Raw genomic sequence first — 20,934 nt, forward strand, 5'->3', positions numbered from 1 at the left:
TCATGACCGCCATACGTTTCGAACACGTCGACGTCGTCTTCGGCAAGCAGAACAAGCGTGCCCTGGAACTGCTCGACCAGGGCAAGGGCCGCAGCGAGATCCTGCAGGAGACCGGCCAGGTGCTGGGCGTCGAGGACGCCTGCCTGGAAGTCCAGAAGGGCGAGATCTGCGTGCTGATGGGCCTGTCCGGCTCCGGCAAATCCAGCCTGCTGCGCTGCATCAATGGCCTCAATACCGTGAGCCGCGGCAAGCTGCTGATCGAGCACCAGGGTAGCCAGGTGGACATCGCCAACTGTTCGCCCGCCGTGCTCAAGGACATGCGCACCACCCGCATCGCCATGGTGTTCCAGAAGTTCGCCCTGATGCCCTGGCTGACCGTGGCCGAGAACGTCGGCTTCGGCCTGGAGATGCAGGGTCGCTCGACCGCCGAGCGCAAGAAGCTGGTCGACGAGAAGCTCGAGCTGGTCGGCCTGACCCAGTGGCGCAACAAGAAGCCCGATTCGCTCTCCGGTGGCATGCAGCAGCGTGTCGGCCTGGCCCGCGCCCTGGCCATGGACGCCGACATCCTGCTGATGGACGAGCCCTTCTCCGCCCTCGATCCGCTGATCCGCCAGCAGCTGCAGGACGAACTGCTGCAGCTGCAGGCCAAGGTCAACAAGACCATTGTCTTCGTCAGCCACGACCTCGACGAGGCGCTGAAGATCGGCACCAATATCGCCATCATGAAGGATGGCCGCATTATCCAGCACGGCCGCCCCGAAGACATCGTGCTCAACCCGGCGGACGAATACGTGCGCACCTTCGTCGCCCACACCAATCCGCTCAACGTGCTCAGCGGCTACAGCCTGATGCGCGGCCTGGACAAGTGCGGTCGCGAAGGCAACGAGATCTGCCTGGAGCGCAGCCACGACATCTGGCTGGCCCTGGATGGCCAGACGGTCAAGGCGCTGCGCCGCGGTGGCGAGAGCCTGGCGCTGCAACGCTGGACCCCGGGCATGCCGGTCACCAGCCTGCAACGCCAGCCGACCCTGGCACCGGCCGATATCCGCATGCGCGACGCCCTGGAGATTCGCTACCACACCGGCCACAAGCTGGTGCTGGAAACCGATGGACGCGCCGTTGGCATCCTCGGTGACAAGGAGCTCTACCACGCCCTGCTGGGCAAGAATCTGGAAAAGGCCGGCGAAGACGTCGCCCCGCCCGCCGCCCGCTCGACGCTGTCCCAGGCGGGCTGATATCACGCCCCGGCACCCCGTCTACTGGAAAGACGCGGGTGCCGGGCCCCCTCTCCTGCTGCCTGCTGGCCATCACAACGCCCTGCTCTCGCGCCCACAGCCACGCCCCGGGGTCACGACTCCGCTCCTGGCGCTTGCCATATGATCTACCCGTGGTAGCCACTGTCTTCATCGCGGCCGCTGCTACGGTCACATCGAACCTGTAGGAGCGGCCGCATCGGCGGACCGCCATGGCCGCGATACGCGATTGAGGCAGTTGCTCCTACAGGCGCGCCTCGTACCCGTAGGAGCGGTCACCGCCACGGACCACCATGGTTGCTCCCAAGGTGGCGGCGCGACGACTGATCATGATCCTGCCGGTGCTGCTGGAGATGAATGCCCGCTCGGCTAGCCCCCTCTCCCCGCGGGAGAGGGTTGGGGTGAGGGCATGCCGCAGCCGCCAGTGGAAAGGGCTGCGCCGTTTTCCACGCTACGATCACGGCGACACCTACCCAGAGGGGGATCGCCATGGCCGCGCCAAGGCCTGTTCAGGAGCTCGCGAGCGAGAGCCAAACAAGACGCAACGACCAGCGGGAGTCACAGCCAACGGCTGGCCCCTAGGGTGAGCGCTAGCAAATCAACTGCCTGAACAGGCGGACCGGACTCGCGCTCGACCGGGCTCGCGCGCGAGTTTACGAGGGGTACAGGAGCATTCCGACCGGACCGCCCAGCCCAGGCTGGCGATCCAGGGCCTGTTCAACGCCGTTTGGCCGCCGCGCAGCAGATCGTGAACAGCTGCTTAGAGCACCACCGTACGCCCGGCGTTGAGGAAGACCCGTCGATCCAGGTGATAGCCCACGGCCCGCGCCAGGGTCAGGCATTCGATGTCGCGGCCCTTGGCGACCAGGTCCTCGGCGTAGTGGGCGTGGTCCACCGGCTCGACGCCCTGGGCGATGATCGGGCCTTCGTCCAGGTCGTTGTTGATGTAGTGCGCCGTGGCACCCACCAGTTTCACGCCCTTGGCATAGGCCTGGTGGTAGGGTCGCGCGCCCTTGAAGCCCGGCAGCAGCGAGTGGTGGATATTGATCGCCCAGCCGTCGAGGCGGCGGCACAGTTCGGGCGACAGCACCTGCATGTAGCGGGCGAGGATCACCAATTCCGCACCGGTCTCCTGCAACACCTGCCAGACCTGGGCCTCCTGGGCCGGCTTGTCCTGCGGGTCCAGCGGGAAATGGTGATAGGGAATGCCATGCCAGGCGGCCAGCGGCTCCAGGTCCGGGTGGTTGGAGATGACCCCCACCACGTCCATGGGCAGCTGGCCGATGCGCTGGCGATAGAGCAGGTCGTTGAGGCAGTGGTCGGCCTTGGAGACCATGATGGCGACCTTGGCGCGGTAGGCCGGCGGCGTCAGCTCGAAGGTCATGTCGAAGGGGGTGAAGCGCAGGTCCAGGCCGACGCGGAACAGGCCCTCGTTGAAGTCTCGGGGTACCTGGAATTCCACCCGGATGAAGAAGCGCTGGGCTTCGCGGTCATCGAAGCTGTGGTGCTGGGTGACGTAGCAGCCCTGCTCGAACAGGTAGCGGGTGACCACGTCCACGGTGCCGAGGCGACTCGGGCTCTGGGCGGTGAGAATCCAGGTATCGGGCGTGCGGCTCATGGTGAATTCCTGTGCATGAAGATGAAGCCAAAACCGCAAAACCCGACCTGCGCGTTACGCAGGCCGGGTTCGCTGGAGCGGGACCGAGGCGAGCCGTGATCAGGCGTCGATGCGCAGTCCGTACTCGGCGCTCGCGTCCTGCAGCCACAGCCAGACGTAGTCGGCGAAACTGCGGCGCACCACCAGCTCCCAGGTGTCCTCGGCGGTGTGGCGGATCACCAGCTGCGACTTGGCGAACACCGTCCCGACGGCCTTGCCCACCGGGAAGTTGCTCGGATGGACGTCGTAGGAGGTGGACTTCATCAGCACTTCGCGGACCTTTGGGCCCTTCAGCTCGACCAGGGTCTGGCCACCACCGACGTTGACGATGGCGACATGGCGCTCGCCCAGGGCCTGGCGCAGCGCCTGCTCGGTGGCGAATTCGCTGCCACCGGGCACCACCAGCAGCCACTCGTCCGGGCCAAGCCACTGCAGCGAGGTCTCGCCCTGCTGGGTGATCGCCAGCGGACCGGGTACCTCCAGGCCGACCACGCTCTGCACGGCGCCGGTGAAGCCTTCGTCGTGGGCGTCGCCACGGATGACCAGATGCCCCAGCAAGGCCCGCTCGCGCAGGGTCACCCCGGCAGTGGCCGGGCCGCGTCCGGCGAGCTTGCTCAGTTCGGCGTGGAACAGCGGGGATTCGGCGCGCGCCGTGGCGGAATATTGGTCGTACACATTGATGTCGTTCATGGGGCGCTTCCTCGTTAGGCGACGTTCTGCCGCTCACCCTTGGGGTCGTAGAACACCGGCGAGACGATCTCGGCAGCGATGTAGCGGCCATCGGCCAGCGGGGCGTAGACGGTCTGGCCCATGCGGCCCAGGCCACCCTTGACCATGGCCATGGCGAAGCCGTAGCCCAGGGTCGCGCTGTGGTAGCTGGAGGTCACGTGGCCCACCATGTCCATCGGGATCGGCTGGTTGCGCTCGAACACCAGCTGCGCACCTTCCGGCAGGACATCGCGGGCATCCAGGGGCTTGAGGCCGACCAGCTGCTTGCGATTCTCGCGGACGCAATCCTGGCGATGCATGCCGCGCTTGCCGATGAAGGAGAAGCTCTTGTTCAGGCTCACCGCCCAGCCCATGCCCAGGTCCTGGGGCGTGACCGAACCATCGGTGTCCTGCCCGATGATGATGAAGCCCTTCTCCGCCCGCAGCACGTGCATGGTCTCGGTGCCATAGGGGGTGAGGTCGAATTCCTTGCCCGCGGCGACCACCTGCTCCAGCACGCCCATGGCGTAGTTGGCCGGTACGTTGATCTCGTAGGAGAGCTCGCCGGTGAAGGAGATGCGGAACACCCGCGCCGGTACCCCGCCTACCTGGCCTTCCTTCCAGGCCATGAAGGGGAAGGCGGCGTTGTCCAGATCGATGTCGGTCAGCTTGGCCAGCAGCTTGCGGCTGTTGGGGCCGGACAGGGTCAGGGTCGCCCAGTGGTCGGTGACCGAGGTGAAGTACACCTCCAGCTCCGGCCATTCGGTCTGGTGGTAGAGCTCCAGCCATTCGAAGACGCGCGCGGCGCCGCCGGTGGTGGTGGTCATCAGGAAGTGGTTGTCGGCGAGACAGGCGGTGACGCCATCGTCGAAGACCATGCCGTCTTCCTTGCACATCAGGCCGTAGCGGGCCTTGCCGATGTCCAGCTTGGTCCAGGCGTTGGTGTAGACGCGGTTGAGGAATTCCCGCGCGTCCTTGCCCTGGATGTCGATCTTGCCCAGGGTGGAGGCGTCGAGCAGGCCGACGCTACGGCGCACGGCCAGGCACTCGCGGTTGACCGCGGCGTGCAGGTCCTCGCCCGCCTTGGGGAAGTACCAGGGACGCTTCCACTGGCCGACGTCCTCGAACAGCGCGCCCTGCTTGAGGTGCCAGGCGTGCAGCGCGGTGTAGCGCTTGGGCTCGAACAGGGCCCCGCAGTGGCGACCGGCGATGGCGCCGAAGGTCACCGGGGTGTAGTTCGGGCGGAACATGGTGGTGCCGACTTCCGGGATGGCCTTGCTCTGCACCCGGGCAGCGATGGCCAGGCCGTTGATGTTGCCCAGCTTGCCCTGGTCGGTACCGAAGCCCATGGCGGTATAGCGCTTGACGTGCTCGATGGACTCGAAGCCCTCGCGGCAGGCCAGTTCGATGCCGGCGGCGGTCACGTCGTTCTGCAGGTCGACGAATTGCTTGGGGGCCCGCGACGACGGCTTGTCGTGGGGCACCTGGAACAGCGCCAGGGTCGGCTCTTCCTGACGGAATTCGGCCTGGGGCAGCTCGCCGCTGACCACCTTGGCACCGGCTTCGGCCGCGGCGGTGGCGCCGGCCTCGAAACCGTCGGCGAGGACGTCGCCCAGGGCGAAGACCCCGTTCACCGCGCCGGCGCAGACGCGCTTCTGCGGCGCCGGGCCGGGCACGAAGGCCTGGATGTCGTCACGCCAGAGCGGACGACCGCCCAGGTGCGAGGCCAGGTGGACCACCGGGCTGTAGCCACCGGAGGTGGCGATGAGGTCGCAGTCCAGCCACTCGCCGCCGCCCAGGGTGCGGAAGGCGGTCAAGTCGATGGTGGCGATCTTGGCGCCGGTCACCCGGGTGTTGCCGCGGGCTTCGCTCACGGCGGTACCGCCCATGACGCGCACGCCACGCTTGCGCACTTCCTCGACCCAGGCGCCGCGCGGATTGGGTCGCGCATCGGCCACGGCCACCACCTGGCGACCGGCCTCGAGCCAGTCCAGGGCTACGCGGTAGGCGTAGTCGTTGTTGGTGGACAGCACCAGGCGCTGGCCCGGGGCCACGGCGTAGCGACGGATGTAGGTGGAGACGGCGCCGGCCACCATGTTGCCCGGCAGGTCGTTGTTGGCGTAGACCAGCGGCCGCTCGTGAGCGCCGGTGGCCAGTACCACGCGGGTGGCGCGGACGCGGTGCAGGCGCTGGCGCACCTGGCCGTGGGGGGCGCGATCGCCGAGGTGGTCGGTCAACCGCTCGTGGATGGTGAGGAAGTTGTGGTCGTGATAGCCGTTGACCGTGGCGCGCGGCAGCAGCACCACGTTGTCCAGGCCCTGCAGCTCGGCCACGGCCTTGGCGGCCCAGTCGGCCGCCGGGGCGCCATCGAGCCGCTCGCGGCTGTCCAGCAGGCTGCCACCGAATTCTTCCTGCTCGTCGGCGAGGATCACCCGGGCGCCGCTGCGACCGGCGGCCAGGGCCGCGGCCAGGCCGGCAGCGCCACCGCCCACCACCAGCACATCGCAGTGCTGGTTGAAGTTGTCGTAGGTGTCCGGATCGACCTGGGTCGGCGCCCGGCCGAGGCCGGCGGCCTTGCGGATGTACTTCTCGTAGGTCATCCACAGGTTCTGCGGATACATGAAGGTCTTGTAGTAGAAGCCGGGCGGCATCATCTTGCCGCCGACCTTGCCGAGGATGCCCATGAGGTCGTTGTTGACGCTCGGCCAGCCGTTGGTGCTGGCGGAGACCAGGCCCTGGTACAGCGCCTGCTGGGTGGCCCGCACGTTGGGCACCTGGGTGGCCTCGGTGGCACCGATCTGCATGATGGCGTTGGGCTCTTCGGCGCCGGCGGCGACGATGCCGCGCGGCCGGGAGTACTTGAAGCTGCGCCCGATCACGTCCACGCCGTTGGCCAGCAGCGCCGAGGCCAGGGTGTCACCCTTGAAGCCCTGGTAAGTCTGGCCGTTGAAGGTGAAGGTGATGGCCTGGCTGCGGTCCAGGCGACCGCCCTGGGTGAGTCGATGGACCTGGCTCATGTGCGCTCTCCTCGCTCGGCGGTGAAGCGGGGTTGCTCGCCGATCGGATAGGTTTCGAGAATTTCGTAGGTCTCGGTGTTACGGGTCGCGTTGAAGTACTGGCGGCAACCTGAGGCGTGGACCCACAGCTCGTGGCGCAGGCCACGCGGGTTGGTGCGGAAGAACATGTAATCGCCCCACTCCGCGTCGCTACAGGCCTCGGGGTCCAGCGGGCGCGGGATGTGCGCCTCGCCGGCGGCGTGGAATTCTTCTTCGGAGCGCAACTCCCCGCAGTGGGGGCAACGGATGTACAACATGCTCGGGCTCCTTAGTGCGCGACGGCCGCAGCGCCGTGTTCGTCGATCAGCGCACCGGTATGGAAACGGTCGATGGAGAAGGGTTTGGCCAGCGGATGCATCTCGCCGGAAGCGAGCGACGCCGCGAAGACGTTGCCCGAACCGGGGGTGGCCTTGAAGCCACCGGTGCCCCAGCCGCAGTTGAAGAACAGGTTTTCCACCGGCGTCTTGGAGATGATCGGGCAGGCGTCCGGGCAGGTATCCACGATGCCGCCCCACTGGCGATTCATGCGCACCCGCGAGAGGATCGGGAACATCTCGACGATGGCCTGCAGGGTGTGCTCGATCACCGGGTAGGAGCCACGCTGGCCGTAGCCGACCCAGCTGTCGATCCCGGCGCCGATCACCAGGTCGCCCTTGTCGGACTGGCTGATGTAGCCATGCACCGCGTTGGACATGATGACGCTGTCGATGATGGGCTTGATCGGCTCGGACACCAGCGCCTGCAGCGGGTGGGATTCCAGCGGCAGGCGGAAGCCGGCGAGCTTGGCCATGTGCCCGGAGTTGCCGGCGGTGACCACGCCGACGCGGCGAGCGCCGATGAAGCCGCGGTTGGTTTCCACGCCGATCACCTTGCCATCCTGCTTGCGGAAGCCGGTGACCTCGGTCTGCTGGATCAGGTCCACGCCCAGGGCGTCGGCGGCGCGGGCGAAGCCCCAGGCCACGGCGTCGTGCCGGGCCACGCCACCGCGGCGCTGCACGGTGGCCCCGAAGATCGGATAGCGGGTGTTCTTGCTGCAGTCCAGGTAGGGAATCTCCTCGGCCACCTGGCGGGTGTCGAGCAATTCGCCGTCCACGCCGTTCAAGCGGTTGGCGCTGACCCGGCGCTCGGAATCGCGCATGTCCTGCAGGGTGTGGCAGAGGTTGTAGACGCCGCGCTGGGAGAACATGACGTTGTAGTTGAGGTCCTGAGACAGGCCCTCCCACAGCTTCATGGCGTGCTCATAGAGATGCGCCGACTCGTCCCACAGGTAGTTGGAGCGGACGATGGTGGTGTTGCGCGCGGTGTTGCCGCCGCCCAGCCAGCCCTTCTCGATCACCGCGACGTTCTTCACGCCGAATTGCTTGGCGAGGTAGTAGGCAGTGGCCAGGCCATGGCCGCCACCGCCGACGATGACCACGTCGTAGACCGGCTTGGGCGTCGGGGTGCGCCACATCCGTTGCCAGTTCTCGTGATGGCTCAGGGAGTGCTTGAAGAGGCCGAAGCCGGAATAACGTTGCATCTGGAGACTCCTGCAGACGACGCCCCTTCCCCGCGGCGGGGCAAGGGGTGGGATAGGGGTGGGCCGGACGCGCCGCGGTTAGCGATACACCGGATAGTCACGGCACAGATCGGCCACCTGGCGCGCCACCTGGGCTTCCACGTCGGCATCGCCGAGGTGGTCGAGGATGTCGCAGATCCAGCCGGCGACGCGCTCGCTCTCGCTGACGCCGAGGCCGCGGGTGGTCAGCGCCGGGGTACCGATGCGCAGGCCCGAGGTCACGAAGGGCGACTGGGGATCGTTGGGCACGGCGTTCTTGTTCACGGTGATGCAGGCGCGCCCCAGGGCGGCGTCGGCGTCCTTGCCGGTGATGCCCTGCTTGATCAGGCTGACCAGGAACAGGTGGTTGTCGGTACCGCCGGAGACCACGTCGAAGCCGCGCGCCTTGAACACCCCGGCCATGGCCTGGGCGTTGCGGATCACCTGCTGCTGGTAGGTCTTGAAGCCCGGCTCCAGGGCTTCCTTGAAGCACACCGCCTTGCCGGCGATGACGTGCATCAGCGGGCCGCCCTGGGCGCCCGGGAACACCGCGGCGTTGAGCTTCTTCTCGATGTCGGCGTTGGCCTTGCACAGGATCAGGCCGCCACGGGGACCGCGCAGGGTCTTGTGGGTGGTGGTGGTGACCACGTCGGCGAAGGGCACCGGGTTCGGGTAGACCCCGGCGGCGACCAGGCCGGCCACGTGGGCCATGTCGACGAACAGCAGGGCGCCGACGCTATCGGCGATGTCGCGGAAGCGCTGGAAGTCCAGGGTCTTGGAGTAGGCGGAGAAGCCCGCCACGATCATCTTCGGCTGGTGCTCCCGGGCCAGGCGCTCGACCTCGTCGTAGTCGATCAGGCCGGTGTCGGTATTGATGCCGTACTGCACGGCGTTGTAGAGCTTGCCGGAGGAGCTGACCTTGGCGCCATGGGTCAGGTGACCGCCATGGGCCAGGCTCATGCCGAGGATGGTGTCGCCGGGCTGCAGCAGCGCCAGGTAGACGGCGGAGTTGGCCTGGGAGCCGGAGTGCGGCTGGACGTTGGCGTAGTCGGCGCCGAACAGCTGCTTGGCGCGCTCGATGGCCAGCTGCTCGACCTTGTCGACGTGCTCGCAACCACCGTAGTAGCGCTTGCCCGGATAGCCTTCGGCGTACTTGTTGGTCAGCACGCTGCCCTGGGCTTCCATGACGCGCTGGCTGGTGTAGTTTTCCGACGCGATCAGCTCCAGGTGATGTTCCTGGCGCCGCGCTTCCTCGCCCATGGCGGCGAACAACGCGTCATCGTAGCCCTGGATTCGGTCCTGCTTGCTGAACATCGCGGCGCTCCTAAAGTCTGTGGCGGTGAAAACCACCCCCTTGGCGGCGATGGTAGGCCTGGCCCCAACCCCCAAGATGCCTGTTTACGCCCCGGGCCGGCGCGTTTGCGACAGCCATCCAGCCGCCGAGCGATGCCGTTCGCCGGTCGTCATCAAGCCGGTTCGATTCGCGCCGATAGATTGACCATTCAATCCCCCCGCCAGCGAGTTCTGCCATGTTCAATGCGCGCCACAAGAAGACCATCGCTCGACTGGAGGCCGAGGTCCGCGCCAGCCAGGGCCTGACCCAGGCACTGGAACGCTCCATGGCGGTGATCGAGTTCGATCTCAACGGGACGATCCTGCGCGCCAACGCCAACTTCCTCAGGCTGACCGGCTACGGCGCCGACGCCTTGGTCGGCCAGCATCACCGGCGACTGTGCCCCGCCGCCGTGGTGCAGAGTCGCGACTACGGCGAGTTCTGGGCGCGCCTGGGGCGTGGCGACTTCGTCTCCGGCACCTTCCAGCGCCTCGACGCCCAGGGTCGGACGCTCTGGCTCGAAGCCAGCTACAACCCGGTGCCCGATGCCAGTGGCAAGATCGCCAAGGTGGTGAAGTACGCCCTCGACGTCACCCGGCAGGTCGAGCGCGACAGCGAGGCGCAGAGCAACCTCAAGGCCCTGGACCGGGCCCTGGCGCGGGTCGAATTCGACCTGGAGGGGCGCATCCTCACCGCCAACGACAACTTCCTGGCCACCCTGGGCTACAGCCTGAAGGAGATCCAGGGCCAGCAGCATCGCCTGTTCTGCGAACCCGGCCTGGTCAACAGCAGCGAATACGCCGACTTCTGGCGCCGCCTCAACGCCGGCGAATTCTTCCGCGGCCAGTTCAAGCGCCTGGGCAAGCACGGCCGGGTGGTCTGGCTGGAAGCGAGCTACAACCCGGTGTACGACGCGAGCGGCCGGCTGTACAAGGTGGTCAAGTACGCCAGCGACATCAGCGAGCGGGTCGAGAAGCACGAGAGCGACGGCCGCAGCGCCTCGCGGGCCTATCACATCTCCGCGGAGACCGAGAAGGTCGCCGAGCACGGCACCCGGATCATCCAGGCCGCCGCCAGCGAGATGCGCGAGATCGCGCAGAACGTCAGCCAGTCCGCCGAGGTGATCGGCCAGCTGGGCCAGCGCTCCGAGCAGATCACCGCCATCGTCAACACCATCCGTGGCATCGCCGACCAGACCAACCTGCTGGCGCTCAACGCGGCCATCGAGGCCGCCCGCGCCGGCGACCAGGGCCGCGGCTTCGCCGTGGTCGCCGACGAGGTCCGCCAGCTGGCGGGGCGTACCAGCAGCGCGACGGCGGAAATCGCCGAGATGATCGGCCGCATCCTCGGTGAAACCCAGCAGGCGGTCGCCAGCATGGAAAGCACCCAGGGACGGGCGGCCAAGGGCGTGGAGCTGGCGGACCAGGCCGGCGCGGTGATCGTGCAGATCCGCGACGGCGCCAGCGATGCCGTCGAGGCGGTGAGCATGTTCGCCAGCAAGCTGGACGAATCCGAGGTGATTCCCAAGACGGCCAAGAACTGGGTGGGCCACTGAGGTCGCCCGCCCCGCCTTGATCGGGATCAAACGACCCGGGCCACGGCGGTCTAGCATGAAGACATACCCCGCTCGTGGAGAAGTCCCATGCACACCGTCCTGGTCGCCTACGATGGTTCCCCCAGCGCCGACAATGCCCTGCGCTACGTTCTCGACCTGGTGCAGGCCGGTCTGACGCTGGAATTGCACCTGCTCAACGTGCAGAACGAGCCGGAGATCTACGGCGCGCCCTTCGACGAACGCATCCTGCGCGAATGGCGCGGCAGCCTCAGGGACAAGGCCGAGGACCTCCTGGCCAGGGCGCGCCCGGCGCTGCTGGAAGCCGGTATCGAAGCCCAGACCCACGTCGGCTTCGGCGCCATCGCCGAGACCATCGGCGAGATGGCGCGGCAGCTGCAGGTCGATACCCTGGTCATGGGCACCCGTGGCCTGGGTTCGCTCAGCGGCCTGCTGCTCGGTTCGGTGACCCAGCGGGTGGTGCACCAGGTGCCCTTGCCGGTGATCCTGGTGAAATGAGCGCCCAACAAAAAACCAGCCCGCGGGCTGGTTTTGCTGTTTGCGGACGTCGACGGGATCAGATGCTCAGCGTCCAGTCGTAGTCGACGATCAGCGGCGCGTGCTCGGAGAAGCGCGGCTGCCGCGGCAGGCGCGCCGAGCGCACGAAGCGGCGCAGGCCGGGGGTGAGGATGTTGTAGTCGAAGCGCCAGCCCAGGTTCAGGTGTTCGGCCTGGTCGCTGTCGGGCCACCAACTGAACTGGTCGCCTTCGCGGCTCACTTCGCGCAGGGCATCCACATAGCCCATGTTGCCGATCACCTCGTCCATCCAGGCCCGCTCGGGCGCCAGGAAGCCGGGGATCTGCTGGCAGTCGCGCCAGTTCTTCACGTCCTGCTTCTGGTGCGCCACGTACAGCGAGCCACAATAGATGTACTCGCGGCGCTTGCGGCGCTGCTTGTTCAGGTAGTGGGTGAAGTCGTCCATGAACTTGAATTTCATGTTCAGATCTTCATCGCCGCGCTTGCCCGAAGGCAGCAGCAGGGTGGCGATGCTGACCTTGTCGAAGTCCGCCTGCAGGTAGCGGCCGAAGCGATCGCACGACTCGAAGCCCAGACCGCTGATCACCGCCTTCGGCTGAACCCGCGTATAGAGCGCGACTCCACCCTGGGACGGCACTTCGGCGTCGCAGGCATAGAGGATGTAGCCGTCCAGCGCATAGGCCGGATCGTCCATGTCGTAGGAAGAGGCGCGGGTATCCTGCAAGCAGATCACGTCGGCATTCTGCGCCTTAAGCCAGGGCAACAGGCCCCGCTCGACAGCGTCCTGAATACCATTGACGTTCAAGCTGATGATCCGCATAAATGGCCCCCAAAAAATCGTGGATGTATGATACCCGAGCTAAACCGGTTTAGCTAAATACAAGCCGCGCAAGGACTTATATGCAGGCGTATCAGCGTAATTTCATTCGTTTCGCCATCGAGCGCGGAGTTCTGCGTTTTGGTGAATTCACCCTGAAATCGGGTCGTATCAGCCCCTATTTCTTCAATGCCGGCCTGTTCAACAGCGGTTCGGCGCTGGCCGAGCTCGGGCGCTGCTACGCCGATGCCCTGGTCGCGGCCAACCTGCCGTTCGACGTGCTGTTCGGCCCGGCCTACAAGGGCATCCCCCTGGCGGCAGCCACCGCGGTGGCCCTGGCCGAGCACCATGGCCGCGACCTGCCCTGGTGCTTCAACCGCAAGGAAGCCAAGGATCATGGCGAAGGTGGCCTGCTGGTGGGCGCGCCCCTGACCGGCAAGGCGCTGATCATCGACGATGTCATCACCGCCGGCACCGCCATCCGCGAGGTCATGCAGATCATCCAGGCGCAGGGCGCCAGCGCGGCCGGGGTGCTCATCGCCCTCAATCGCCAGGAGCGCGGGCGCGGCGAGCTGTCGGCCATCCAGGAAGTCGAGCGCGACTACGGCATTCCGGTGCTGAGCATCGTGGCCCTGGACCAGGTGCTGGAATACCTGGCCGAGGATGCCGAGCTCAAGCGTCACCTGCCTGCCGTGCAGGACTATCGCGCCCAATACGGCATCTAGCCGAGGAGAAACGGCCATGGTCGTACGCCGCGCCGCTGCCAGCCTGCTGCTGCTCGCCCTGCCGCTGGCTGGCCAGGCCGCCGAGCTGTATCGCTACCTGGATCGCAACGGCACCCTGGTGATCGACCGCCAGGGCGTGCCGCCGGAATACGCCGGCAAGGGCTACGACGTGCTCAACGAGCAGGGCCGGGTGATCCGCCGGGTCGCGCCGGCGCTGCCCGCCGCGGAGCTCGACCGCCAGCAGCAGGAGCGGCAACAGGCGCTCGCCGATGGCCAGCTGCGCAAGCTCTACAGCAACGTCGAGGATGTCGACCGGGCCAAGGCGCGCAAGCTGGCGGAGCTGGATGGCCTGATGCAGATCAAGAAGGCCAACCTGGAGGCGGCGCGGCACCTGCAAGGCCAGTTGATGGAACAGGCCGCGGTGCAGCAGCGCAATGGCCAGGCGCTCACCGACGACCTGCGGGCGCGCCTCGACGCCGCCGCCGCCGATCTGCTACGACTCCAGGCCGATCTGCAGCGCTACGCCGACCTACGCCTCAGCACCAGTGCCACCTTCGATGCCGACCGGGCCCGGATGCAGCGCCTGGACGCCGCCGAGGACACCAGCCGCTAGGCGCCGTGCCGGGCCCGCGCGCGCCGTCGGCCCGCCGTGTGCGGCGCCCCTCCTCCGCAACGCTCCTCGCGACCTCGAGGGGCACCCGTCGCAGCCACCCGTACCAGCCCTGGGCTCGTCGAGCCGACCACTTTCCAGCCTCACCTCATCCAGGCAGCCACTTGGCCGGCTGGCACGCACCGTGCTAAGCCTTTCGTCATTCATTGTTGAACAATCCGACCATGACCCAGCGTGGACCGTTAGGCGAACCACGAGGCCGTGGATCGGCGAGGACTGTCCATGAGTGGCAAGGAAACGGCCGGACTGGCCCTGGGCGCGCAGCTGCTGCTGGAGCTGCGCGAGGACATCATCGGCGGGCGCCTGCTGCCAGGCACGCCGCTGGTCGAAAACGAACTGGTCAAGGCCTACAACGCCTCGCGCAATACCATTCGCGAGGCCCTCCACCAGTTGGTCCGCGAGGGCCTGGCCACCCATGTCCGCCACCGCGGCGTGATGGTCCGCCACCTGGGGCTGGCGGAGGTCCGCGACCTCTTCCTGGTGCGCCGCACCCTGGAGCTGCAGGCCATTCGCGGCAGCCGGCCGCTGCGCGACGCCCAGTCCGGGCCCATGCTGGACGCCCTGGAGGCCGCCGAACTGGCGCAGTCGCGCGAAGACTGGCGCGCCTGTGGCACCCACAGCCTGAGATTCCATCGGCACCTCGTCGGCCTGCTGCGCAGTCCGCTGTTCGACGAATTCTTCGCCACGGTCGCCGCCCAGATGCGCCTGCTGTTTTCCCTCGCCGCCGACGAGGCGCACTTCCAGCGGCCCTGGATGGCGCGCGACCGCGAGATCCACGACCTGCTCAGTGCCGGTCGGACCCAGGACGCCGCCGACGCCATGGCCAGCTATCTCGACGATTCCGAAAACCGGCTGCTGGATCTGCTGAGCTCCGCCAAGCCACTCTGACCGAGGAGATCTCCCATGTACAAGGATTACCCCGCCGCCTACCAGGCTACCCAGGGCTCCGCCCTGCAGGTCGACCAGGCCTTCTACACCCGGCTGCGCGAACGCCAGGACGCCCGCACCCTGATCGAGCAGTTCGAGATCCCGATCCGCACCGGCCGCGCCTGGAAGGTCCCGGCCGGCCACCTGTTCCGCGTCACCGCCCCGCACGGCCCCCAGGTCGGCGACTTCAACGTGTGGAACGCCCATGACCCGCGCGAGCGACTGTGGGCCGCGCGCACCCGCCAGTTGCAGGGCGCCCATGTCAGCACCTACGACCGGCTCTGGTCGAACCTGCCCTTCCTGCGCCCGCTGCTGACCATCACAGACGACAGCCTGGCCGGCTACGGCATCGACGAACACGGCGGCCGCCTGCACGACCTGCTCGGCACCCGCTGCGACCCCTACGTCAACAAGATGCTCACCGGCGAGGACTTCCACCACCATTGCCACTCGAACCTGACCCGCGCGGTACTGCCCCACGGCCTCACAGAATTCGATGTGCACGACGTACTCAACATCTTCCAGTGCACCGGCCTCAATCATGACGACCTCTACTTCATGAAGGCCTGCCCGGCCAAGCCGGGCGACTACCTGGAATTCTTCGCCGAGATCGACGTGCTCTGCGCCCTCTCCACCTGCCCGGGCGGCGACCTGTCGCTGGCCATGTGGGGGCCCGAAGCCCAGGACCCGCTCAGTGTCTGCCGGCCGCTGGGAGTGGAGATCTACCGCGTCGAGGACAGCCTGCTGCAAGGCTGGGAGCCGCCCAAGCGGGCGGCCTACCAGGGCCAGCACGGCCTGACCCTGCCCAAGGCCAGCTGGGAACAGTGAGTCAGGGCCAGCCATGAAAAACGGCGCCCTTGGGCGCCGTTTTCGTCTCGCGGATGAGCTGCGCTCAGCGCTTGCGATTGGTGATCAGGGTGCCCACGCCGATGTCGGTGAAGATCTCCAGCAGCACCGCGTTGGGTACCCGGCCGTCGATGATGTGGGCGCTCTGCACGCCGCCCTGCACCGCTTCCAGGGCACAACGGATCTTCGGCAGCATGCCGCCGTAGATGGTGCCGTCGGCAATCAGCGAATTGACCTGCTCGGTGGACAGCCCGGTGAGCACCTGGCCCTGCTTGTCCATCAGGCCGGCGATGTTGGTCAGCAGCATCAGCTTCTCGGCCTTGAGCGCCTCGGCCACCTTGCCCGCCACCAGGTCGGCGTTGATGTTGTAGGACTCGCCGTCCTGGCCCACGCCGATGGGCGCGATGACCGGGATGAAGTCACCGCGGACCAGCATGTTGATCAGGTCAGTGTTGACCCCGGTGACCTCGCCCACGTGGCCGATGTCGATGATCTCCGGCTTGGTCATCTCCGGCGTCTGCCGGCTGACCTTGAGCTTGGTGGCGCGGATCAGACCCGCGTCCTTGCCGGTCAGGCCGATGGCCTTGCCGCCATGGCGGTTGATCAGGTTGACGATGTCCTTGTTGACCTGGCCACCCAGCACCATCTCCACCACGTCCATGGTCTGGGCGTCGGTGACGCGCATGCCATCGATGAAGTGGCTCTCGATGGACAGGCGCTTGAGCAGGTCGCCGATCTGTGGGCCGCCGCCGTGCACCACCACCGGGTTGATGCCCACCGCCTTCATCAGCACGATGTCGCGGGCGAAGCCGGCCTTGAGCTCGTCGCTCTCCATGGCGTTGCCGCCGTACTTGATCACCAGCGTCTTGCCGACGAACCGGCGGATATAGGGCAGCGCCTCGGACAGCACCTCGGCGACGTGCGAGGCATCCTCGCGGCTCAGGGTCATGGCTCACCTCTCAAGGTCGACATAGAAAAGACAGAGGGCGCCTAGGCGCCCTCTGTGCTACCGCTGACCAGGGGTCAGAACGGCAGGTTCAGATCCGGCTGCACCGCCAGCAACTGCTTGCGGAACACCGTCTTGATGCGCTCCAGCTCCTCGAGGGTTTCCGCCTCAAAGCGCAGCACCAGCACCGGCGTGGTGTTGGACGCACGCACCAGGCCCCAACCGTTCTGGTAATCGACGCGGACGCCGTCCAGGGTGGTGATCTGGGCATCGCCCCACTGGGCGTCGCGCTGCAGGGTCTCGATGATGCCGAACTTGTTCTCTTCGGTCACCTGGATATTGATCTCCGGGGTGGAGATGTCTACCGGGAAGGTATCGAACACCTGCTGGGCGCTGCCCTTCTCCTGGCTGAGGATCTCCAGCAGCCGCACGGCGCTGTAGATGCCGTCGTCGAAACCGAACCAGCGCTCCTTGAAGAACACGTGGCCGCTCATCTCGCCGGCCAGCAGCGCGCCGGTTTCCTTCATCTTCTTCTTGATCAGCGAGTGGCCGGTCTTCCACATGATGGGACGACCGCCGTAGCCGGCGATGAGGTTGTTCAGGCGACGGGTGCACTTGACGTCGAAGATGATGTCGGCGCCCGGGTTGCGCGAGACCACGTCCTTGGCGAACAGCATCAGCAGCTGGTCGGGATAGATGATCTTGCCTTCGTTGGTCACCACGCCGACGCGGTCACCGTCGCCGTCGAAGGCCAGGCCCAGGTCGGCACCGGTTTCCTTGACCTTGGCGATGAGGTCTTCCAGGTTCTCGGGCTTGCCCGGATCCGGGTGGTGGTTGGGGAAGTTGCCATCCACCTCGCAGAACAGCGGGATGACCTCGCAGCCGAGGGATTCGATCAGCTGCGGGGCGTTGACCGCGGCGACACCGTTGCCGGCGTCCACCACCACCTTGAGCTTCTTGGCCAGCACCACGTCGTTGCGGATGTAGTCGGCGTAGCTCTTGAGCACGTCGACCTGCTGGATCTGGCCCTGGCCGCTGGCCACCTCGCCGGTCTCGATGCGCTGGCGCAGGCGCTGGATGGATTCGTTGGCCAGGGTCTCGCCGGCGATGACGATCTTGAAGCCGTTGTAGTCCGGCGGGTTGTGGCTGCCGGTCAGCATGACGCCGGACTTGCCTTCGAGCACGTTGGCGGCGTAGTAGAGCACCGGGGTCGGCACCATGCCGACGTCGCTGACATTGGCGCCGCTGTCGGCCACGCCCTTGATCAGTTGGGCGACCAGCTCGGGGCCGGACAGGCGGCCGTCACGGCCGACGGCCACGTTGGGCTCGCCACGTGCCAGGCTCTCCGAGCCGATGGCGCGCCCGATCCAGTAGGCGGCTTCGGCGGTCAGGGAGTCACCGACCACGCCACGGATGTCGTAGGCGCGGAAGATGCTGGCGTTGAGTTGGGGGGCTTGCGGGGTAATGCTCATCGGGGGTTTCTCCAATCCCAGGAGATCCTGGTCTTCGTCGAGGATACTGATATCGAGGATGTCGGTGGTCTGGAACAGTGGCTCGCTCTGGGTAGGGCGGCCTCTGTCGGCAAACTCCGCCAGGGTCTTGGCTACGGCAGCGCTGGGCGCCGTGGCATAGAGGTCCGGCGACGACCCGGCCGATTGGCTGGCCAATCGGGCCGTCGCCATGGCCAGGGGGTCCATTAGCGTCAGGCGTAAGGCCGGGCTTTTGGCTATCTGATTGGATTCAAGTTCCTCGGCATAGGCCACCAGAGTGCGGACGTCGTCACGCAGTCGTCGTGACAGCTCCCGGGAAAACAGCCAAAAGCCCGCCAGCAGGCCGAACAGCGCCAGCAGCAGCGCGACCAGCGGGACACCCAGCGGTGTCTCGGCGCCGGCCGTGGCGGCGGGCGCCAGCTCCAGGGTCCAGAGCGGGCTGCCGGTGCCCAGGCGGCGCGCCAGGGCGGGATCGCCGGGGTTGCCGCCACTGGCCAGCACCTGGATACCGCCACCGGGGAATTGCTGCAGCAGGCGCCACTGCCCGACGGTGGCCGGCGGCGGGGTCCAGTTCTGCAGCACGGCGGAGAGCTCTTCCACCAGCACGGCGCTACCCAGCAGCTGATCGCCGCGGCGAATGGGCTGGGCGCTGTAGACCAGCCAGCGATCCCCCAGCCGATAGGCCTCGGGCGGGGTGCGCTGGCCGCTTTCCAGGCGCTTGAGCAGGTCGAGCACGGCATAGTTGAGGGGGCCGGGACGATCGTCCTCGATCTGGCGCATGCCGGCCGGCACCACCAGCACGTCGACCACGCCCAGCCGCTCGCGCAGCTGGGTTTCCGCCGCCGTACGCGCGGCGGGATCGTCGCCCTGCAGGGCTTGCAGGACCAGGGCATCCCCGGCCACGCCCTGCAGGCGCCGGGTGAGGGCCACCAGCACCTGGTTGAGCGAGGTGGCCTGGGTCTGCAACGCCTGGTCGACTTGCTGCTCCTGGTTGCGCACGCCCTGCGGCTGCAGCACCAGGAACCACAGCAGCAGCGCCGCCAGCAGCAGACCGGCGAGCGCCAGCAGCAGACCAGGCCCCATGCCGGGCAACGCAGCGACCCGCGGGGCCGCCTTACGCACATCCTTGCCGCTCTTGCCCCTTGCCATGCCGCTCTTCTCCTTTATGTCACGGCGTGCCTTGCGTGCCTGGCGTCAGCGGGTACCGGAGTGGCCGAAGCCGCCGCTGCCCCGCTCGGTCTCGGTGAAGCTCTCCACGATGTCGAAGTGCGCCTGCACCACAGGTACGAGCATCAGCTGGGCGATACGTTCGCCCACGCTCATGGTGAAGGTGGTCTGGCCGCGGTTCCAGCAGGAGACCATGAGTTCGCCCTGGTAGTCCGAGTCGATCAGGCCGACCAGGTTGCCCAGCACGATGCCGTGCTTATGCCCCAGGCCCGAGCGCGGCAGGATCAGCGCCGCCAGCGCGGGATCGGCGACGTGGATGGCGAGCCCGGTGGGGATCAGCGCGGTCTGCCCGGGTTCCAGCACCAGGTCCTCCTGCAGCATGGCGCGCAGGTCGAGGCCGGCCGAGCCGGGGGTGGCGTAGGACGGCAGCGGGAAATCGCGCCCCAGGCGCGGGTCGAGGATCTTGGCTTGAAGGCTATGCATGGGTCTGGGCGGTGTCTTTCAAATGGGTGGAAATCAGGGCGATGAGCTGGCGGGCGATCTTGCCCTTGCTGGTCTGCTCGAAGCGGATCTCGTGCAGGCCCCGGTCGATCACGGTGACCGCGTTGTCTTCGCTGTTGAAGCCGATGGCCGGATTGGCCACGTCGTTGGCGACGATGAGGTCGAGATTCTTGTCGCGGAGCTTGCGCTGGGCGTACTCCAGCAGATTCTGGGTTTCCGCGGCGAAGCCGACGCTGAAGGGCCGATCCGGGCGCCCCGCCAGGGTGGCGAGGATGTCCGGGTTGCGCACCAGTTCCAGCAGCAGGCCGTCACCGCGGGTGGGGTCCTTCTTCAGCTTGTGCGGCGCGATGACCTCGGGGCGATAGTCCGCCACCGCCGCCGAGGCGATCAGCACGTCGCAGGGCATCAGCGCCTCGCAGGCGGCCAGCATGTCGCGGGCGCTGACCACGTCGATGCGCTCGACGCGGTCGGGCGTCGGCAGGTGCACCGGGCCACTCACCAGGCTGACCCGGGCGCCTGCTTCCGCCGCCGCCTCGGCCAGGGCGAAGCCCATGCGACCGGAGCTGTGGTTGGTGATGTAGCGCACCGGGTCGATGTTTTCCTGGGTCGGGCCCGCGGTGATCACCACGTGGCGACCGGTCAGGTCCAGGCGCTGGAAGCAGTCGGCGGCGAGCTGGGCCAGCTCGGTGGCCTCCAGCATCCGGCCAGGGCCGACATCGCCACAGGCCTGGCTGCCACTGGCCGGGCCGAACAGCGCGATGCCGCGGCGGCGCAGGAGTTCGGCATTGGCCTGGGTGGCCGGATCGCGCCACATGGCCTGGTTCATGGCCGGTGCCAGGGCGACCCGGGCATCGGTGGCCAGCACCAGGGTGGTGAGCAGGTCGTCCGCCACGCCCTGGGCCAGGCGCGCCATGACGTCGGCGGTGGCCGGCGCGACCAGCACCAGGTCGGCCCAGCGGGCCAGCTCGATGTGGCCCATGGCGGCTTCGGCGGCGGGGTCCAGCAGGTCCAGGTGCACCGGCAGGCCGGACAGCGCCTGGAGCGTCAGCGGCGTGATGAACTCGCGCCCGCCGCGGGTCAGCACCACCCGCACCTCGGCACCCTGGTCCTTGAGTCGGCGCACCAGCTCGGCGCTCTTGTAAGCGGCGATGCCACCTCCGACGCCCAGCACGATGCGTTTACGATGGAGCCGCTGCATATTGCCTTGTTCCG

General features: G+C 67.3%; 17 protein-coding genes and 2 pseudogenes. 8 read left to right on the top strand and 11 right to left on the bottom strand.

The features are described 5' to 3' along the window. Positions 1-2: 2 nt before the first annotated feature. The gene (gene choV / locus FSV73_RS12305; RefSeq protein ID WP_145008120.1) at positions 3-1,235 is read left to right on the top strand and encodes a choline ABC transporter ATP-binding protein; all 1,233 of its coding nucleotides are present in this window, start codon (positions 3-5) and stop codon (positions 1,233-1,235) included. 778 nt (positions 1,236-2,013) lie between these two features. On the opposite strand, the gene FSV73_RS12310 is transcribed toward choV, so the two are convergent. The 6 genes from FSV73_RS12310 to glyA all read right to left on the bottom strand — a co-directional run bounded on the left by FSV73_RS12310 (position 2,014) and on the right by glyA (position 9,525). Beyond that, positions 2,014-2,871, bottom strand: a complete 858-nt coding sequence (locus FSV73_RS12310) for a formyltetrahydrofolate deformylase (RefSeq protein ID WP_145008121.1) — start codon at positions 2,869-2,871, stop codon at positions 2,014-2,016. Between the two features lie 99 nt (positions 2,872-2,970). Further along, the gene (locus tag FSV73_RS12315) at positions 2,971-3,600 is read right to left on the bottom strand and encodes a sarcosine oxidase subunit gamma (protein ID WP_145008123.1); all 630 of its coding nucleotides are present in this window, start codon (positions 3,598-3,600) and stop codon (positions 2,971-2,973) included. Between the two features lie 14 nt (positions 3,601-3,614). After that, complete coding sequence (locus FSV73_RS12320) at positions 3,615-6,635, bottom strand: sarcosine oxidase subunit alpha (protein ID WP_145008125.1); 3,021 nt, start codon at positions 6,633-6,635, stop codon at positions 3,615-3,617. Next, positions 6,632-6,931: a sarcosine oxidase subunit delta gene (locus FSV73_RS12325; RefSeq protein WP_145008127.1), complete on the bottom strand. Its 300-nt coding sequence runs from the start codon at positions 6,929-6,931 to the stop codon at positions 6,632-6,634. The genes FSV73_RS12320 and FSV73_RS12325 overlap by 4 nt, the downstream gene beginning before the upstream one ends. A gap of 11 nt (positions 6,932-6,942) precedes the next feature. Further along, on the bottom strand, positions 6,943-8,193 hold the full coding sequence (locus FSV73_RS12330) for a sarcosine oxidase subunit beta family protein (protein ID WP_145008129.1): 1,251 nt from the start codon (positions 8,191-8,193) through the stop codon (positions 6,943-6,945). 78 nt (positions 8,194-8,271) lie between these two features. Then, entirely contained in the window at positions 8,272-9,525 is a 1,254-nt protein-coding gene (glyA, locus tag FSV73_RS12335) for a serine hydroxymethyltransferase (RefSeq protein ID WP_145008131.1), read from the bottom strand. A gap of 215 nt (positions 9,526-9,740) precedes the next feature. Here glyA and FSV73_RS26120 point away from each other — a divergent pair. The 3 genes and pseudogenes from FSV73_RS26120 to FSV73_RS12345 form a co-directional block, all read left to right on the top strand. Further along, positions 9,741-10,511, top strand: a pseudogene (locus FSV73_RS26120) (PAS domain-containing protein); the annotation flags it as partial. 111 nt (positions 10,512-10,622) lie between these two features. Next, positions 10,623-11,099: pseudogene (locus FSV73_RS26125) on the top strand (methyl-accepting chemotaxis protein); the annotation flags it as partial. 87 nt (positions 11,100-11,186) lie between these two features. Then, complete coding sequence (locus tag FSV73_RS12345) at positions 11,187-11,615, top strand: universal stress protein (RefSeq protein WP_145008135.1); 429 nt, start codon at positions 11,187-11,189, stop codon at positions 11,613-11,615. A 58-nt stretch (positions 11,616-11,673) separates the two neighbouring features. Here the strand turns inward: FSV73_RS12345 and FSV73_RS12350 are convergent, their stop codons facing one another. Continuing rightward, on the bottom strand, positions 11,674-12,453 hold the full coding sequence (locus FSV73_RS12350) for an exodeoxyribonuclease III (RefSeq protein ID WP_058762318.1): 780 nt from the start codon (positions 12,451-12,453) through the stop codon (positions 11,674-11,676). Positions 12,454-12,533: 80 nt separating this feature from the next. Here FSV73_RS12350 and pyrE point away from each other — a divergent pair, with 80 nt between their 5' ends. The 4 genes from pyrE to FSV73_RS12370 all read left to right on the top strand — a co-directional run bounded on the left by pyrE (position 12,534) and on the right by FSV73_RS12370 (position 15,600). After that, positions 12,534-13,175 (top strand): orotate phosphoribosyltransferase, encoded by a 642-nt coding sequence (gene pyrE / locus FSV73_RS12355; RefSeq protein WP_145008137.1) that lies wholly within the window; start codon positions 12,534-12,536, stop codon positions 13,173-13,175. Between the two features lie 16 nt (positions 13,176-13,191). Then, positions 13,192-13,788, top strand: coding sequence for a DUF4124 domain-containing protein (locus FSV73_RS12360; RefSeq protein WP_145008139.1), 597 nt, complete (start codon positions 13,192-13,194; stop codon positions 13,786-13,788). A gap of 279 nt (positions 13,789-14,067) precedes the next feature. After that, positions 14,068-14,733 (top strand): GntR family transcriptional regulator, encoded by a 666-nt coding sequence (locus tag FSV73_RS12365; protein WP_145008141.1) that lies wholly within the window; start codon positions 14,068-14,070, stop codon positions 14,731-14,733. 15 nt (positions 14,734-14,748) lie between these two features. Continuing rightward, the gene (locus FSV73_RS12370) at positions 14,749-15,600 is read left to right on the top strand and encodes an urea carboxylase-associated family protein (protein WP_145008142.1); all 852 of its coding nucleotides are present in this window, start codon (positions 14,749-14,751) and stop codon (positions 15,598-15,600) included. A gap of 64 nt (positions 15,601-15,664) precedes the next feature. Here the strand turns inward: FSV73_RS12370 and argB are convergent, their stop codons facing one another. The 4 genes from argB to coaBC all read right to left on the bottom strand — a co-directional run bounded on the left by argB (position 15,665) and on the right by coaBC (position 20,920). Beyond that, a complete protein-coding gene (gene argB / locus FSV73_RS12375; protein WP_145008144.1) occupies positions 15,665-16,567 on the bottom strand; it encodes an acetylglutamate kinase in 903 nt (300 codons plus the stop codon). A gap of 74 nt (positions 16,568-16,641) precedes the next feature. Continuing rightward, a complete protein-coding gene (gene algC, locus FSV73_RS25695; protein ID WP_222119449.1) occupies positions 16,642-18,036 on the bottom strand; it encodes a phosphomannomutase/phosphoglucomutase in 1,395 nt (464 codons plus the stop codon). Positions 18,037-19,248: 1,212 nt separating this feature from the next. Further along, the gene (gene dut, locus FSV73_RS12385; protein WP_145008148.1) at positions 19,249-19,704 is read right to left on the bottom strand and encodes a dUTP diphosphatase; all 456 of its coding nucleotides are present in this window, start codon (positions 19,702-19,704) and stop codon (positions 19,249-19,251) included. After that, positions 19,697-20,920, bottom strand: coding sequence for a bifunctional phosphopantothenoylcysteine decarboxylase/phosphopantothenate--cysteine ligase CoaBC (coaBC, locus tag FSV73_RS12390; protein WP_145008150.1), 1,224 nt, complete (start codon positions 20,918-20,920; stop codon positions 19,697-19,699). The genes dut and coaBC overlap by 8 nt, the downstream gene beginning before the upstream one ends. Positions 20,921-20,934 lie beyond the last annotated feature (14 nt).

The organism is Pseudomonas oryzihabitans, assembly GCF_007665395.1.
In the GTDB taxonomy this organism is placed as follows: domain Bacteria; phylum Pseudomonadota; class Gammaproteobacteria; order Pseudomonadales; family Pseudomonadaceae; genus Chryseomonas; species Chryseomonas psychrotolerans_C.

Excerpts from the sequence above, each read along its gene's own strand:
- choV (WP_145008120.1), top strand. The coding sequence starts at position 3 with ATGACCGCCATACGTTTCGAACACGTCGACGTCGTCTTCGGCAAGCAG.
- FSV73_RS12310 (WP_145008121.1), bottom strand. The coding sequence starts at position 2,871 with ATGAGCCGCACGCCCGATACCTGGATTCTCACCGCCCAGAGCCCGAGT.
- FSV73_RS12315 (WP_145008123.1), bottom strand. The coding sequence starts at position 3,600 with ATGAACGACATCAATGTGTACGACCAATATTCCGCCACGGCGCGCGCC.
- FSV73_RS12320 (WP_145008125.1), bottom strand. The coding sequence starts at position 6,635 with ATGAGCCAGGTCCATCGACTCACCCAGGGCGGTCGCCTGGACCGCAGC.
- FSV73_RS12325 (WP_145008127.1), bottom strand. The coding sequence starts at position 6,931 with ATGTTGTACATCCGTTGCCCCCACTGCGGGGAGTTGCGCTCCGAAGAA.
- FSV73_RS12330 (WP_145008129.1), bottom strand. The coding sequence starts at position 8,193 with ATGCAACGTTATTCCGGCTTCGGCCTCTTCAAGCACTCCCTGAGCCAT.
- glyA (WP_145008131.1), bottom strand. The coding sequence starts at position 9,525 with ATGTTCAGCAAGCAGGACCGAATCCAGGGCTACGATGACGCGTTGTTC.
- FSV73_RS12345 (WP_145008135.1), top strand. The coding sequence starts at position 11,187 with ATGCACACCGTCCTGGTCGCCTACGATGGTTCCCCCAGCGCCGACAAT.
- FSV73_RS12350 (WP_058762318.1), bottom strand. The coding sequence starts at position 12,453 with ATGCGGATCATCAGCTTGAACGTCAATGGTATTCAGGACGCTGTCGAG.
- pyrE (WP_145008137.1), top strand. The coding sequence starts at position 12,534 with ATGCAGGCGTATCAGCGTAATTTCATTCGTTTCGCCATCGAGCGCGGA.
- FSV73_RS12360 (WP_145008139.1), top strand. The coding sequence starts at position 13,192 with ATGGTCGTACGCCGCGCCGCTGCCAGCCTGCTGCTGCTCGCCCTGCCG.
- FSV73_RS12365 (WP_145008141.1), top strand. The coding sequence starts at position 14,068 with ATGAGTGGCAAGGAAACGGCCGGACTGGCCCTGGGCGCGCAGCTGCTG.
- FSV73_RS12370 (WP_145008142.1), top strand. The coding sequence starts at position 14,749 with ATGTACAAGGATTACCCCGCCGCCTACCAGGCTACCCAGGGCTCCGCC.
- argB (WP_145008144.1), bottom strand. The coding sequence starts at position 16,567 with ATGACCCTGAGCCGCGAGGATGCCTCGCACGTCGCCGAGGTGCTGTCC.
- algC (WP_222119449.1), bottom strand. The coding sequence starts at position 18,036 with ATGAGCATTACCCCGCAAGCCCCCCAACTCAACGCCAGCATCTTCCGC.
- dut (WP_145008148.1), bottom strand. The coding sequence starts at position 19,704 with ATGCATAGCCTTCAAGCCAAGATCCTCGACCCGCGCCTGGGGCGCGAT.
- coaBC (WP_145008150.1), bottom strand. The coding sequence starts at position 20,920 with ATGCAGCGGCTCCATCGTAAACGCATCGTGCTGGGCGTCGGAGGTGGC.